Genomic DNA, 14,685 nt, shown 5'->3' on the forward strand with positions numbered 1-14,685 from the left:
CCCCCTCGCACGCTTCTCCGTGTCACCCGGCACAGGGGAGGCGTGCCTGCGTAAACGCCTGCCGTCCCATCCCTGCGATGCGTGCGCCAGCGTATGCCCGGTTGAGGCTATAACGCTGATGCCGGGCGCTATCCAGCTTGACGCGACGCGCTGCCTGCACTGTGGGCGCTGCCTGTTTAGCTGCCCGGTCGATGCGCTTGAGGATCTCGCTGCGCCTGAACGTTATCTCAGGAACGGCGCGCTGGTCGCCCCGCTTGCCGCGCTAGCACCTGCGGTGGATGAGCTGCTGATGTGGCACCGGGAAAAGGGTGTGCGGGCTGTGGAAATGGCGATGGATGAACACCCCGGCTGGGTGCTGGCGGTGGCAGCGCTAAACCTGAAACTGGCGGACCTTGGCGAACCGGGCTGGTCCATTGTGCCGCCCGCGACGCAGCACAATGCCAGACGCCGCTGGCTGCGGTTGCCGGAGCGCGTCTCGCTACCGACAAGCGTTTCACCCGGGAGGCGGGCGAGACGGCGCATCTTTGCCGAACATGCCGAATTTCAACCCGTTATCGCTCAGGCAGCCTGTACGCTTTGTGGCGCCTGCATTCGCGTCTGCACCGAATCCGCGCTGCGCTTTACGGCAGACCGGCTCGAAATACGGCCCGAGCGCTGCACCGGTTGTCAGAGTTGCAGGGTGGTTTGCGTACCGGGTGCCATCTCGCTTGAACCCGTGCAAGCCGTCGCGCCCCGTTACGCTGCTTTTTATCATGCTCTCTGCCGGACCTGTCAGCAGCCCTTTCGCGCCTGGCAGGCGGACGCCACTAGATGCCCGCTGTGCCAGCGGCATCGCTACGGCATGCGGGAAGCGTAGCGACATCTGTTGCCCGCTATAGCGCCAGGTATCTATTCATGGTTAGCGCCATTTTTATTTTTTCTGTTTTATATATCAGCTAAATAGCGCTATAAACCTATTCAGGTATCTATTCACGAATCTATTCATATGAGCGCGTTGACTGACCTTCTGCTTGCCGGGCCACGTTCCGGTCCCGATATACGCGGCTCGCTTGGGATTAGCCAGGCGACTTTTTCACGCCTGGTGAACGACGAACCGCAGATCGTCTCATTCGGTAAAGCCCGCGCTACGCGCTATGCGCTGCTGCGCCCGGTCCGCGGAACAGCGGCGTTCCCTCTGTGGCAGATAGATGAACGCGGGACCGTCTGGCCGTTTGGTACGCTCTGGCCGTGTTGGCCGCAGGGAAGTTGTCTGGTTGCCCTGAAAAACGGGCTGTGGCAATGGTTCGATGGTTTACCCTGGTATTTAACCGACCTGCGTCCACAAGGTTTCCTGGGGCGGGCATGGGGCAAAAAACTGGCTGCACGCGCTGCGCTGCCGGACGATATCCGGCTATGGCAGGAAGAAGAGGCGCTGCTGGCGCTAAGCATGACCGACGGCGAACATCCGGGCGGCTGGTTAATCGGCGAGAAAGCGTATCAGCGCTGGCTTCATGCAGAACGAAGCCAGCCGATCCCGCAGCAGGATAAACCTACACGCTACGCCCTGTTGGCTCAGGAAGCGCTGGCGGGAGAAATTGTTGGCTCATCAGCAGGCGGAGAGCAGCCCAAATTTTCCTGCTATGCCATGACCGATTCTGGTCCAGCGCAGGTGCTGGTGAAATTTACTGCCCCGCAGCGGAATGCGGTAAGCCAGCGCTGGGCCGATCTGCTCTGCGCCGAAGCTATCGCGCTGGATGTGCTGCGGAAAGACGGGATCGCAGCGAGTGAGGCGCGCTGGTTCACTCATCCTGACGGGCAGGCGTTTCTGGAGGTCCGGCGTTTTGACTGCGAAGGGGAAGAGGGAAGACGCTCTATCGTCTCGCTGGAATCACTGCAGAGCGAATTTGTTGCCGGCGCTGGTCACTGGCCGGTAGTGGTGAAACAGCTGGCTGCGCAAAAACGGGTAGAGGCGCAGACGGTCGAATGTGTTGATGTTTGCTGGGCATTCGGACGACTCATTGGCAATACCGATATGCATGCCGGGAATCTCTCCTTTTTCCTGTCTGATTTCCCGGTCCAGGTTACGCCGGTATATGACATGCTGCCAATGGCGTGGGCGCCCAACAGCGCGGGCGGCATGCGTGAGAACGCGATTGATGTAGTACCGGAGACGGTAGTCGCCCGTATGCACTGGTCGCGCGCGCTGATGCTGGCGGAACGATTCTGGCAGCGCGTCGAAGGCGAGCCGCGCATCAGCGAGGCATTTCGTATCATTGCGCGGGAGATGCAGGGCAAGCTGCATCAGGCTGCTGGCCTTATCGCACGAATGGCGTAAGGCCAGACTGCATTAGCGCACCGCTGTTGCGATCCAGGCCGCCACTTCGCGCAGCTCTGCTTCCTGCTGCGGAAAATCAACGATCAGCGCTTCACAGGCCTGCTGCAGCCTATCAGCGCGATAGAGCGTGCCCGGCAGCCGGTTTGCCAGCGCTTCAAGCGGGGCTGGATTCAGGCTATCGGTAAACACCTGGGTGCGGGTGATGTGCCCTTTCTGAATGTCGAAGTGCAGCTCGACGCCGCCCCAGGTAAAGCGCTCGTCCAGCAGATGGCTGAAGGCGGGGGCCTGACCAAAGTTCCACTCCCAGCTACTCTGGCGCGCAAAGGTCTCCGCGAAGCCTGGCAGATCCGGGAACGCGTCCGGTGAAATCACTTCCGCTTCGACGCGCTCGCCGTAGTATGCGAAAAACGCCTCCGTGACCGCTTCACAAATACGTTCGTGCGTAATGCCCGGCAACAGATCGTTGAGATTGGCGACGCGGCCGCGCACCGAGGTAATTCCCTTGGCCTGTAACTTTTTCTTGTCCGGATTCAGATAGTTGGCCAGACGGCTGAGGTCGGCATTAAGCAGCAGCGTGCCGTGATGAAAGCCGCGATCCGGCGTTTCCCGGTAGGCGGAGCCGGACACTTTCCGATCCCCGTCCGGGGTTTTCACCACCAGATCGTTGCGTCCTGACGCTTCTGCCGTCGCACCAAGCGCCGTCAGGGCGTTGAGCACGATGGCGGTGGAGACGCTTTTATCGTATTCGGGTTTGCCGGCCATAAAGGTAAAGCAGGTGTTGCCGAGATCGTGGAACACCGCGCCACCGCCGCTGCTGCGCCGGGCGAGACGCACGTTATCCTCTTCCATGCGCCGGGTATTGCACTCTTTCCACGGGTTCTGTGCCCGGCCAATCACCACGGTATCGGCATTACGCCAGAGAAACAGCACGCGCTGGGTGGCAGGCATCTGACGGAATATGGTCTCTTCTACCGCCAGATTAAACCAGGGATCAAAGGAGTCGGAGAGCAGCAGGCGAAGCGTTGGCATAGCGGATTTCCTTTACCGGAGCGGGGGGCCATGTTAACACGAACCCGCCGCCCGACGATCACGGGGCTTTTTTCTCCTCGTGCTCTTCCTCTTCCGGCACCGCTTTGCTGGCGGTCAGCAGGAACGGCGACTGCTGCCAGCGGCTGCGTTTTCCCTGCAGCAGGGTACGGGCCAGCACTACGCCGATAGCCAGCGCCAGCAGGATCATCAGGCGCAGGATGTTGGTGGTGTTATCAACCTGCTTCGCCTCGGTGGGCAGCGTATGCGTATCCAGCGTCAGACGCAGGAAGCCAACCGGGCCGCTTTTCCCCTCGATGGGCTGAACAATTTGCTGATTGAAATAGCTACCCGCCTTTTTGCCGTCCAGCGCCAGCCGGTCGCGCAGAGAGACCTTTTCGCCAGCGCGGGCAATCATATCGCCCTGCAGGTCATATACCCCGGCATCGAGAATGCGGCTGCTGTCGGTGAGGTTGTTGAGCAGGGCGGTGATGCGCTTTTCGTCAGGGTTGTCGGTCGCCACCAGCGGCGCGAGAGAGTAGCTCACCTGCCGGGCCAGGGTCTGCGCCAGCTCCTCCAGCTGTAAATTACGGGTTTGCTGGTGGCTCTGGCTGAACCAGGATGCACCCTGCATCAGAGCCACTAATAATGCGAGACAGAGCAGCACAATGACTGCACGATGAAGCCGGAATTTCAGTTTTGCGCGAGCCATATTCCACCTGCTGAAAATTTGAAGCTTAATGTTGCCAGAAGCGCTGCGGACAGGGTAGCCTCAGGCGTTGTTTTTAGCCGAGACATTCCCTCCGGGCGCGCAATGTCAGGCTCTTTTTCAGCCCGACGATTTTATACAGGAGCAGTAATGCCAAACAGTCTGACCTGGTGCGATCTGCCAGACGATGTTTCTCACTGGCCAGGGTTGCCGCTTTCATTGAGTGGTGATGAGGTAATGCCGCTGGATTATCACGCAGGCCGCAGCGGCTGGCTTCTGTACGGTCGGGGGTTGGATAAAGCACAACTGACCCAATATCAGCACAAGCTTGGCGCCGCGATGGTGATCGTTACCGCCTGGTGCGTCGAAGACTATCAGGTAATTCGTCTCGCAGGCTCGCTCACGCCACGCGCTACGCGTCTGGCACATGACGCCGGGCTGGACGTGGCACCGCTCGGCAAGATCCCGCATCTGCGCACCCCGGGTCTGCTGGTCATGGATATGGACTCCACGGTGATCCAGATTGAGTGCATTGACGAGCTGGCAAAGCTTGCTGGTACCGGCGAGCAGGTATCGGAAGTCACCGAGCGCGCGATGCGCGGCGAACTCGACTTTACCGCCAGCCTGCGCGAACGCGTGGGTACGCTGAAGGGCGCGGATGCCTCTATCATGCGCCAGGTGCGCGACGCACTGCCGCTGATGCCCGGCCTGATTCAGCTGGTGCTGAAACTACAGTCCCTGGGCTGGAAAGTGGCGCTGGCCTCCGGCGGTTTTACCTTCTTCGCTGAATACCTGCGCGACAAACTCCATCTTGATGCGGTAGTCGCTAACGAACTCGAGATCATGGACGGGAAGCTGACCGGCAACGTGACCGGTGACATCGTCGATGCGCAGTACAAAGCAAAAACCCTGAAGCGGCTGGCCGAGCAGTATGATATCCCGATGGATCAAACCGTTGCCGTGGGCGATGGTGCCAACGATCTGCCAATGATCCAGACGGCGGGGCTGGGTATTGCCTACCACGCCAAGCCGAAAGTAAATGAAAAAACCGAAGTGACGATCCGTCACGCTGATTTGATGGGCGTGTTCTGCATTCTCTCAGGCAGTCTGAATAAGAAATAACGAGGTACAAGGTGGCGAAAGCTCCAAAACGCGCATTTGTCTGTAATGAATGTGGTGCGGATTATCCGCGCTGGCAGGGGCAGTGCAGCGCCTGTCATGCCTGGAATACCATCACCGAAGTGCGTATCGCCGCCTCGCCGACGGTGGCGCGCAACGAACGCCTCGGCGGCTATGCCGGCAGCGCGGGCGGGGCGAAAGTGCAGAAGCTTTCCGACATCAGCCTGGAAGAGCTGCCGCGCTTTTCCACTGGCTTTAAAGAGTTTGACCGCGTGCTGGGCGGCGGCGTCGTGCCGGGCAGCGCGATTCTGATTGGTGGTAACCCTGGCGCCGGCAAATCCACGCTGCTGCTGCAAACCCTGTGCAAACTCGGGGAGCAGATGAAAACGCTCTATGTCACCGGTGAGGAGTCGCTCCAGCAGGTGGCGATGCGCGCCCATCGTCTGGGGCTGCCGACTAACAATCTCAATATGCTCTCCGAAACCAGCATCGAGCAGATCTGCATGATTGCCGAGGAGGAGCAGCCAAAACTGATGGTCATCGACTCCATTCAGGTGATGCACATGGCGGATATCCAGTCATCGCCGGGCAGCGTCGCGCAGGTGCGTGAAACCGCCGCCTATCTGACGCGCTTCGCCAAAACCCGCGGCGTGGCGATTGTCATGGTTGGCCATGTGACAAAAGACGGCTCGCTGGCCGGGCCAAAAGTACTGGAGCACTGCATCGACTGCTCGGTGCTGCTTGACGGCGACGCCGATTCCCGCTTCCGCACCCTGCGCAGCCACAAAAACCGTTTCGGCGCAGTCAATGAACTGGGCGTATTCGCCATGACCGAACAGGGGCTGCGTGAAGTCAGCAACCCGTCCGCCATCTTCCTGAGCCGCGGCGATGAAGTCACCTCCGGCAGTTCGGTGATGGTGGTCTGGGAAGGCACGCGTCCGCTGCTGGTAGAGATCCAGGCGCTGGTGGATCAGTCGATGATGGGCAACCCGAGACGCGTTGCTGTCGGCCTGGAGCAGAACCGTCTGGCGATCCTGCTGGCGGTGCTGCACCGTCACGGCGGCCTGCAGATGGCCGATCAGGACGTCTTCGTTAACGTGGTGGGGGGGGTGAAGGTCACCGAAACCAGTGCCGACCTGGCGCTGCTGCTGGCAATGGTCTCCAGCCTGCGCGATCGTCCGCTGCCGCAGGACCTTGTTGTGTTCGGCGAAGTCGGGCTGGCCGGTGAGATCCGTCCGGTGCCGAGCGGGCAGGAGCGTATCTCCGAAGCGGCGAAGCACGGTTTCCGCCGCGCGATTGTGCCGGCAGCCAACGTGCCGAAAAAAATCCCCGAGGGAATGCAAATCTTTGGCGTGAAAAAGCTTTCTGATGCGCTAAACGTTTTTGACGATTTATAATTAGCAATTCAATCGGTTAATTACCCGGTTGTTCGCGTCCGGCAGCGTCCGGAGGCGAGCAACAGCGGGAGGCAGGAGGCACCTTGTCATCATTCGAGTATCTGAAAACCGCGATCCGTCAGAAGGGATGTACCCTTCAGCAGGTCGCGGCAGCCTGCGGCATGACAAAGGGCTATCTCAGCCAGTTGCTGAACGCCAAAATCAAGAGTCCGAGCGCGCAAAAGCTTGAGGCGCTGCACCGTTTCCTCGGCCTTGAGTTTCCGCGCACGCAGAAGAATATCGGCGTGGTATTCGGCAAGTTTTATCCGCTGCATACCGGGCATATCTATCTGATCCAACGCGCCTGTAGCCAGGTGGATGAGCTGCATATCATCATGGGCTACGACGAGAAGCGCGACCGCGCGCTGTTTGAAGCCAGCGCCATGTCCCAGCAGCCTACGGTGCCTGACCGTCTGCGCTGGCTGCTCCAGACATTTAAATACCAGAAAAATATCCGTATTCATGCGTTTAACGAAGAGGATATGGAGCCGTATCCGCACGGCTGGGACGTCTGGAGCAACGGCATCAAAACCTTCATGCAAGAGAAGGGCATTGCGCCTGACTGGATTTACACCTCGGAAGAGGCCGATGCCCCGCAGTATCTGGAGCATCTCGGCATTGAAACGGTGCTTATCGATCCGAAACGCACCTTTATGAACATCAGCGGGGCGCAGATCCGCGAAAACCCGTTCCGCTACTGGGAATACATCCCTACGGAAGTGAAGCCGTTCTTCGTGCGCACCGTGGCGGTGCTGGGCGGCGAGTCGAGCGGTAAATCGACGCTGGTGAACAAGCTCGCCAATATCTTCAACACCACGAGCGCCTGGGAGTACGGGCGCGACTATGTTTTTTCCCACCTTGGTGGTGACGAGATGGCGCTGCAGTACTCCGATTACGACAAGATCGCGCTCGGTCATGCCCAGTACATCGACTTCGCGGTGAAGTACGCCAACAAAGTGGCCTTCATTGACACCGATTTTGTCACCACACAGGCGTTCTGTAAGAAGTACGAGGGGCGCGAGCATCCGTTCGTACAGGCGCTCATCGACGAGTACCGCTTCGACCTGGTGATCCTGCTGGAAAACAACACGCCCTGGGTTGCCGACGGATTGCGCAGCCTTGGCAGCTCTGTGGATCGCACGGAATTTCAGAGCATGCTGGTGGAGATGCTTGAGGCCAACAACGTCGAGTACGTGCATGTCGAGGAGTCCGATTACGACAGCCGTTTCCTGCGCTGCGTCGAACTGGTCAAAAAAATGATGGGTGAGCAGGGATAGCCTGGAGCTGAAGGTGGGGCTGAAGGTGGGTGCGCTACGCTTACCCACCCTACAAAAACATTATCCTATCGTAGGGCGGGTAAGCGCAGCGCACCCGCCGCAAAAATCTATATCAAACGTCTCAAGGAAGGAGAACGTTTTATGTCCCAATATCGTCGCAGTTATCTTCCCGGTGGCAGCTGGTTCTTTACTGTCAACCTGCGCTCGCGTAAGAGCGATCTACTATGTCGCCACATCGATCTCCTCCGCCATCAGGTGGCACGTGTTAAATCGCGCAGGCCTTTTATTATCAATGCCTGGGTGGTTCTGCCGGAACATATGCACTGCATCTGGACGCTGCCGGAAAACGATACCGATTATTCAGGGCGCTGGCGGGAGATTAAAAAGGGATTCACCCGTGCGTTGGGCTCTGCCGGCCTTGCAGATACGATCTGGCAACGGTGCTTCTGGGAACATTGCCTGCGTGATGAGGAGGATTTACGGCGTCACAAAGATTATGTCTACATCAACCCGGTTAAACATGGATGGGCGAAGAGGGTGCAGGACTGGCCCTGGTCATCGTTTCATCGGGATGTGGCGGCGGGATTATACCCGCTGGATTGGGGTGGGGAGATGGCGGATATACGCGCGGGAGAACGTGAATAAGGTGGGTGTGCTGCGCTTACCCACCCTACAAATGCCGCTGTGCTGAAGGTGGGTGTGCTGCGCTTACCCACCCTACAAATGCCGCTGTGCTGAAGGTGGGGGCGCTACGCTTACCCACCCTACAAATGCCGCTGTGCTGAAGGTGGGTGCGCTACGCTTACCCACCCTACAAAAACGTTACCCCATCGTAGGGCGGGTAAGCGGCGCGCACCCGCCACAGGCTTAGTACGCGATAACAACTTTCCCGCGCATATGGCCGTCGAGCACGGCATCGTGTGCCTGCTGCAGGGTTTCAACGCTCAGGCCGTGCAGCGTTTTGCTGAGTGAGCTTTCCACCACGCCGTCGTCAACCAGCTTCGCCACCGCATTGAGGATCTCACCCTGACGCGCCATGTCGGCGGTCTGGTACATGCTGCGGGTGTACATAAACTCCCAGTGCAGCGCGGCGGATTTCAGCTTCAGCTCGTTCTGATCCAGCGGATGCTCGTTCTCTACGATGGTGCAGATATGGCCCTGCGGGGCGATCAGCTTGCTGACGTTAGCCCAGTGGCCATCGGTATCATTGAGAATAAAGATGTAATCCACGTACGTGATGTCGTGCTTCGCCAGCTCGCCCGGCAGATCCTGATAGTTCACCACCAGATCCGCACCGCGATCGCGGCACCACTGTGCAGAGTCTTCCCGGGAAGCGGTCGCGATAATCCTGATGTTGCTGTGGTGCTTCGCAAACGGGATGGCGAGAGAACCTACGCCGCCCGCGCCGCCGATGATCAGCAGGGTTTTGTCCGCTCCGGCATCCTGAATGTTCAGACGTTCGAACAGACCTTCCCAGGCCGTCAGGGCGGTAAGCGGCAGGGCGGCGGCGGCGGCCCAGTCGAGGGTGCGCGGCTTGTGGCCGACAATGCGGGCATCAATCAGCTGATGGGTGGTGTTACTGCCCGGACGCGTGATGTCCCCGGCGTACCAGACTTCATCTCCTGCTTTAAAGCCGGTCACCTTGCTGCCCATCGCTTTGACGATGCCGCTGGCATCCCAACCCAGCACGCGCGGCTCCTGCAGGCCGTTTTTCACCAGCCCTTTGTGGACCTTGGTATCCACCGGATTCACGGAGGCGGCTTTCACCTCTACCAGCAGATCGTAGTCGCCCGGCGTCGGTTCCTGCTGGGAAATCTCAATAAAGTGCTTAGGATCCTGCGGGTTAACGGCAATCGCTTTCACAGACATATTTTTTCCTCAATGGGTGAGACGTTCAGGCTGTTGTATTCAATGTAGTCTATGCCTGGGTTGTTAAGCTGATAAGATGGACAATCAAGAATGGCGTGTTCGTCTCAGGTGAACAATCATGTTTAAGTCGCTTCAGGATATGGCGCTGTTCGCGCTGGTGGCCGAGTGCGGGAGCTTCACGGCTGCCGCCCGGCGGGCAGGCTTGCCCAAGTCCAGCGTCAGTCAGCGCATCAGCCAGCTGGAAAACAGCCTCGGCATCCGCCTGCTCAACCGCACCACCCGCACGCTTAACCTGACCTTTGCCGGCGAGCATTATCTGGTGCACTGCCGTGAAATGCTCACCGCCAGCGAGCGCGCGGACCACGCTATCCAGCGGCTGCGGCAAAACCCCAGCGGACGGCTGCGCATTACCAGTCCGGCGGGGATCGGCGCAACGCTGCTGGCGCGCATGAATGCCCGTTTCCAGGAGGCGTATCCCGACGTCATGCTGGAGGTTTCGGTGTCGGATGATATCCGGGATCTGGTGCTGGAGGGGTTTGACGTCGCGCTGCGCACCGGTAAGCCGCAGGACTCGTCGCTGATAGGCCGTCTGATTGGCCACTGCCCGCGTCATCTGCTCGCCGCGCCTGGCTATCTGGCGCAGCATCCTGCGCTGACGCATCCGGGCCAGCTGGCGTCGCACCGCTGTATCACGCATCGGGCGTGGGCGGAATGGGTGCTGCATCGCGAGCAGGAGTATTACCGCTGCATCCTGCCCAGGCAGCATCTTACTGATAACCTGCTGTATGCCCGCGAGTGCGCTGTGGCCGGGGCGGGGGTGACGCTGCTGCCGTCATTTTTGCTGGAGGATACCCTTGAGCGGGGCGTGCTGGTGCCGGTGCTGGAGCAGTGGCAGGCGGAGGGGAACGATCTTTATCTGGTCTATCCGAGCCGCAAACTGAACTCGCCGGCGCTGGCCAGCTACATCGACTTTGCGATGGCATTCCGCGACATTAAGGATTTCTATCTGGGATAAAAAAGAGAAGGGCGAGTGCCCTTCTCTGAGTGGTGCGATTACTTGGTAATACGCTTGTACTTGATACGCTTCGGCTCCAGCGCTTCCGCGCCCAGGGTGCGTTTCTTGTACTCTTCGTACTCAGTAAAGTTACCTTCGAAGAATTCGACTTTACCTTCATCCTGATAATCGATGATGTGGGTCGCGATACGGTCCAGGAACCAGCGGTCGTGCGAGATAACCAGCGCACAGCCCGGGAACTCCAGCAGGGCGTTTTCCAGCGCGCGCAGGGTTTCGATATCCAGGTCGTTGGTCGGTTCATCAAGCAGCAGCATGTTGCCGCCAACCTGCAGCAGCTTCGCCAGGTGCAGACGACCGCGCTCACCGCCGGACAGCTCGCCCACGCGTTTGCCCTGATCGACACCTTTGAAGTTGAAGCGGCCTACGTAAGCGCGGCTTGGCATTTCGGTGTTGCCGATCTTCATGATGTCCAGTCCGCCGGACACTTCTTCCCACACGGTTTTGCTGTTGTCCATCGCGTCACGGAACTGATCCACCGACGCCAGCTTCACGGTTTCACCGAGATCGATGGTGCCCGCATCCGGCTGTTCCTGACCGGACAGCATACGGAACAGGGTAGATTTACCCGCGCCGTTCGGACCGATGATACCGACGATCGCCCCTTTCGGGATAGAGAAAGTCAGATCGTCGATCAGTACGCGATCGCCGTAGGATTTGCGCAGGTTCGACACTTCCAGCACTTTATCGCCCAGACGCGGTCCCGGCGGAATGAAGAGTTCGTTAGTCTCGTTACGCTTCTGGTATTCAGTGCTGTTAAGCTCTTCGAAGCGAGCCAGACGCGCTTTGCCTTTGGACTGACGGCCTTTAGCACCCTGACGCACCCACTCCAGCTCTTTCTCAATGGATTTACGGCGCGCCGCTTCCTGAGAGGCTTCCTGGGCCAGACGCTGATCTTTCTGCTCAAGCCAGGAGGAGTAGTTGCCTTCCCACGGAATACCTTCCCCGCGGTCAAGTTCGAGGATCCAGCCCGCCACGTTGTCGAGGAAGTAACGGTCGTGGGTAATCGCCACTACGGTTCCTTCGAAGTCGTGCAGGAAGCGTTCCAGCCAGGCCACGGATTCCGCATCCAGGTGGTTGGTCGGTTCGTCGAGCAGCAGCATGTCTGGTTTTTCCAGCAGCAGGCGGCACAGTGCAACGCGGCGGCGTTCACCCCCGGAGAGGTTAGCGATTTTCGCATCCCAGTCCGGCAGGCGCAGAGCGTCAGCGGCGCGCTCCAGCTGCACGTTCAGGTTGTGACCGTCGTGCGCCTGGATGATCTCTTCCAGCTTGCCCTGTTCGGCGGCCAGTTTGTCGAAATCGGCATCCGGGTCGGCATACAGCGCATAGACTTCGTCCAGACGCTTCAGCGCGGTGACCACTTCAGACAGCGCTTCCTCAACGGATTCGCGTACCGTGTGCTCAAGGTTGAGCTGCGGCTCCTGCGGCAGGTAGCCGATTTTAATGCCGGGTTGCGGGCGGGCTTCGCCTTCGATTTCGGTATCGATGCCAGCCATGATGCGCAGCAGGGTAGATTTACCGGCACCGTTGAGACCCAGCACACCGATTTTCGCGCCCGGGAAAAAGCTCAGCGAGATATTCTTCAAAATATGACGTTTCGGCGGTACGACTTTGCCGACACGATGCATGGTATAAACGAATTGAGCCACGTTGCGACTTCGCCTCTTTTATAGTGAGTAAACTGGTTCGTATCAGATGCGAAGTGTAGCCTTTTTCATGGCCCAAGCCCAGCCATCAACGCCCGGCGTGTTATGTCGCGCAGGCCGCCACACAAAGCGTAAAAAAATGTTCATATCATGGCGCAACCGGGCATGCCTGGTTAGCATGAAAAGGTTGTGCTGTAAGCACACCGGCTCAGGGGCGGCATGAGGCTGCCGCGGGAACAACGATATTGAGGAGTCACTGTGGGAAAAGCCAAACATGCCGTCTGGCGCGTGCTTGCGGCCAGCGTGTGTCTGATGACCGTAAGCAGCCTGGCGCGTGCCGATTCACTGGATGAACAACGCAGCCGCTACACCCAGATTAAACAGGCGTGGGATAGCCGCCAGATGGCGGTGGTGGAGCAGATGATGCCCGGCCTGCGCGACTATCCGCTCTATCCCTATCTGCAGTACCGTCAGCTGACTGACGATCTGATGAACCAGCCGGCGCTGGCGGTGAGCCAGTTTATCCAGCAGAACCCGACGCTGCCGCCGGCACGCGCGCTGAAATCGCGTTTTGTGAACGAGCTGGCGCGGCGCGAGGACTGGCGCGGTCTGCTTGCCTTCAGCCCTACCGAGCCGGGCACCACCGAGGCGAAATGTAATTTCTACTATGCGAAATACAACACCGGTCAGACCAGCGATGCCTGGATTGGGGCGAAGCGCCTGTGGCTGACCGGGAAAAATCTGCCGTCGGCCTGCGACCGTCTGTTCTCGGCCTGGCGCAGCTCAGGCACGCAGCAGCCGGAAGATTACCTTGAGCGCATTCGCCTGGCGATGAAAGAGGGCAATACCCGTCTGGTGGGGCAGCTGGCTGTAGAGATGCCATCGCAGTATCAGACGCTCTCTTCATCGCTGATAAGCCTCGCCAACAACCCTGACAGCGTGCTGAGCTTCGCGCAGACGGTGGGAGCGACCGACTTTACCCGCCAGCTGGTGGCAGTAGCCTTTGCCAGCGTCGCCCGTGAGGATGCGGACAACGCGCGCATGATGATCTCCTCTCTGACCCAGGCGCAGAAACTCAATGCCGATCAGGTGCAAGAGCTGAACGAGCTGGTGGCCTGGCGGCTGATGGGCAATGATATCACCGCTGAGGAGGCTCACTGGCGTGACGACGTTATCATGCGTTCCCAGTCCATCTCGCTGATTGAGCGCCGCGTGCGTATGGCGCTGGGAACCGGCGATCGCGGTGGTCTGAACACCTGGCTGGCGCGTCTGCCGATGGAAGCGAAAGAGAAAGACGAATGGCGCTACTGGCAGGCCGATCTGCTGCTGGAGCGCGGGCGTGAAGAAGAGGCCAAAACCATTCTGCGCGATCTGATGCAGACCCGCGGCTTCTATCCGATGGTCGCGGCCCAGCGCCTCGGCGAGGATTACCCGCTGCGCGTCGACAAAGCCCCGCAGGTTAACGGTGCCGTGTTCCAGGGGCCGGAGATGGCCCGTGTGCGCGAGCTGATGTACTGGGGCATGGACAACACGGCGCGCAGCGAGTGGGCGAATCTGGTGGTCAGCCGTCCGGTAAACGAGCAGGCGGCGCTGGCGCGCTATGCCTTCGACCAGGACTGGTGGGATCTCAGCGTGCAGGCCACCATCGCCGGTAAGCTGTGGGATCAGCTGGAAGAGCGTTTCCCGCTGGCCTGGCAGAGCACGTTCGACCGTTACGTCAGCAACAAAGACATCTCGAAAAGCTATGCGATGGCGATTGCCCGTCAGGAGAGCGCCTGGAACCCGAAGGTGCGCTCCCCGGTGGGGGCGTCTGGCCTGATGCAGGTGATGCCCGCTACCGCGAGCCACACGGTGACGAAGTTTGGCATTCCGGGTTACAGCAGCAGTAATCAGCTGCTCGATCCGGAAATGAACATCAACATCGGCACTACCTATCTGCAAAGCGTTTATGAGCAGTTCGGCTATAACCGCATCCTGTCGTCGGCAGCCTACAACGCCGGGCCGGGGCGAGTACGGACGTGGCTTGGCAACAGCGCCGGGCGCCTCGATGCGGTTGCCTTTATCGAGAGCATTCCATTCTCGGAAACCCGCGGCTACGTGAAAAACGTGCTGGCTCATGACGCGTATTACCGTTACTTCATGGGGGATAAGCCAGCGTTGCTGACCAGCAGCGAATGGCAGCGCCGTTACTGATTTGACGTCGGGTATGTTATGCTG

12 protein-coding genes are annotated in these 14,685 nt (G+C 59.4%); 8 read left to right on the top strand and 4 right to left on the bottom strand.

What is annotated here, in order from left to right:
- The first annotated feature begins 19 nt into the window (after positions 1-19).
- Together ET34_RS0103785 and yjjJ are read left to right on the top strand one after the other, a co-directional pair.
- Complete coding sequence (locus ET34_RS0103785) at positions 20-856, top strand: 4Fe-4S binding protein (protein ID WP_160165449.1); 837 nt, start codon at positions 20-22, stop codon at positions 854-856.
- A 129-nt stretch (positions 857-985) separates the two neighbouring features.
- A complete protein-coding gene (yjjJ, locus tag ET34_RS0103790; RefSeq protein ID WP_031519590.1) occupies positions 986-2,314 on the top strand; it encodes a type II toxin-antitoxin system HipA family toxin YjjJ in 1,329 nt (442 codons plus the stop codon).
- 12 nt (positions 2,315-2,326) lie between these two features.
- On the opposite strand, the gene lplA is transcribed toward yjjJ, so the two are convergent.
- Both lplA and ET34_RS0103800 read right to left on the bottom strand, forming a co-directional pair.
- Positions 2,327-3,343 carry a lipoate--protein ligase LplA gene (lplA, locus tag ET34_RS0103795; RefSeq protein ID WP_031519591.1) on the bottom strand — a complete coding sequence of 339 codons (1,017 nt, stop codon included), beginning with the start codon at positions 3,341-3,343 and terminating at the stop codon, positions 2,327-2,329.
- Between the two features lie 58 nt (positions 3,344-3,401).
- On the bottom strand, positions 3,402-4,052 hold the full coding sequence (locus tag ET34_RS0103800; protein WP_031519593.1) for a YtjB family periplasmic protein: 651 nt from the start codon (positions 4,050-4,052) through the stop codon (positions 3,402-3,404).
- A 147-nt stretch (positions 4,053-4,199) separates the two neighbouring features.
- Between ET34_RS0103800 and serB the strand changes: the two genes are divergently transcribed.
- The 4 genes from serB (at position 4,200) to ET34_RS0103820 (ending at position 8,526) form a co-directional block, all read left to right on the top strand.
- Entirely contained in the window at positions 4,200-5,171 is a 972-nt protein-coding gene (serB, locus tag ET34_RS0103805) for a phosphoserine phosphatase (RefSeq protein WP_031519595.1), read from the top strand.
- An 11-nt stretch (positions 5,172-5,182) separates the two neighbouring features.
- Positions 5,183-6,565, top strand: coding sequence for a DNA repair protein RadA (radA, locus tag ET34_RS0103810; protein WP_031519597.1), 1,383 nt, complete (start codon positions 5,183-5,185; stop codon positions 6,563-6,565).
- Positions 6,566-6,648: 83 nt separating this feature from the next.
- The gene (gene nadR, locus ET34_RS0103815; RefSeq protein WP_031519599.1) at positions 6,649-7,881 is read left to right on the top strand and encodes a multifunctional transcriptional regulator/nicotinamide-nucleotide adenylyltransferase/ribosylnicotinamide kinase NadR; all 1,233 of its coding nucleotides are present in this window, start codon (positions 6,649-6,651) and stop codon (positions 7,879-7,881) included.
- Between the two features lie 141 nt (positions 7,882-8,022).
- Complete coding sequence (locus ET34_RS0103820; RefSeq protein WP_031519601.1) at positions 8,023-8,526, top strand: REP-associated tyrosine transposase; 504 nt, start codon at positions 8,023-8,025, stop codon at positions 8,524-8,526.
- A 222-nt stretch (positions 8,527-8,748) separates the two neighbouring features.
- On the opposite strand, the gene ET34_RS0103825 is transcribed toward ET34_RS0103820, so the two are convergent.
- Complete coding sequence (locus ET34_RS0103825) at positions 8,749-9,750, bottom strand: zinc-binding alcohol dehydrogenase family protein (protein WP_031519603.1); 1,002 nt, start codon at positions 9,748-9,750, stop codon at positions 8,749-8,751.
- Between the two features lie 118 nt (positions 9,751-9,868).
- Between ET34_RS0103825 and ET34_RS0103830 the strand changes: the two genes are divergently transcribed.
- Complete coding sequence (locus ET34_RS0103830) at positions 9,869-10,765, top strand: LysR family transcriptional regulator (RefSeq protein WP_031519605.1); 897 nt, start codon at positions 9,869-9,871, stop codon at positions 10,763-10,765.
- Positions 10,766-10,803: 38 nt separating this feature from the next.
- On the opposite strand, the gene ettA is transcribed toward ET34_RS0103830, so the two are convergent.
- A complete protein-coding gene (gene ettA, locus ET34_RS0103835; protein WP_031519608.1) occupies positions 10,804-12,471 on the bottom strand; it encodes an energy-dependent translational throttle protein EttA in 1,668 nt (555 codons plus the stop codon).
- A 255-nt stretch (positions 12,472-12,726) separates the two neighbouring features.
- Here ettA and sltY point away from each other — a divergent pair, with 255 nt between their 5' ends.
- Entirely contained in the window at positions 12,727-14,661 is a 1,935-nt protein-coding gene (sltY, locus tag ET34_RS0103840) for a murein transglycosylase (RefSeq protein WP_031519610.1), read from the top strand.
- The last annotated feature ends 24 nt before the right edge of the window (positions 14,662-14,685 follow it).

The organism is Siccibacter colletis, from assembly GCF_000696575.1.
In the GTDB taxonomy this organism is placed as follows: domain Bacteria; phylum Pseudomonadota; class Gammaproteobacteria; order Enterobacterales; family Enterobacteriaceae; genus Siccibacter; species Siccibacter colletis.

Bases quoted from the DNA above. Each gene is read 5' to 3' on its own strand.
- yjjJ (WP_031519590.1), top strand. From the start codon at position 986: ATGAGCGCGTTGACTGACCTTCTGCTTGCCGGGCCACGTTCCGGTCCC.
- lplA (WP_031519591.1), bottom strand. From the start codon at position 3,343: ATGCCAACGCTTCGCCTGCTGCTCTCCGACTCCTTTGATCCCTGGTTT.
- ET34_RS0103800 (WP_031519593.1), bottom strand. From the start codon at position 4,052: ATGGCTCGCGCAAAACTGAAATTCCGGCTTCATCGTGCAGTCATTGTG.
- serB (WP_031519595.1), top strand. From the start codon at position 4,200: ATGCCAAACAGTCTGACCTGGTGCGATCTGCCAGACGATGTTTCTCAC.
- ET34_RS0103820 (WP_031519601.1), top strand. From the start codon at position 8,023: ATGTCCCAATATCGTCGCAGTTATCTTCCCGGTGGCAGCTGGTTCTTT.
- ET34_RS0103825 (WP_031519603.1), bottom strand. From the start codon at position 9,750: ATGTCTGTGAAAGCGATTGCCGTTAACCCGCAGGATCCTAAGCACTTT.
- ET34_RS0103830 (WP_031519605.1), top strand. From the start codon at position 9,869: ATGTTTAAGTCGCTTCAGGATATGGCGCTGTTCGCGCTGGTGGCCGAG.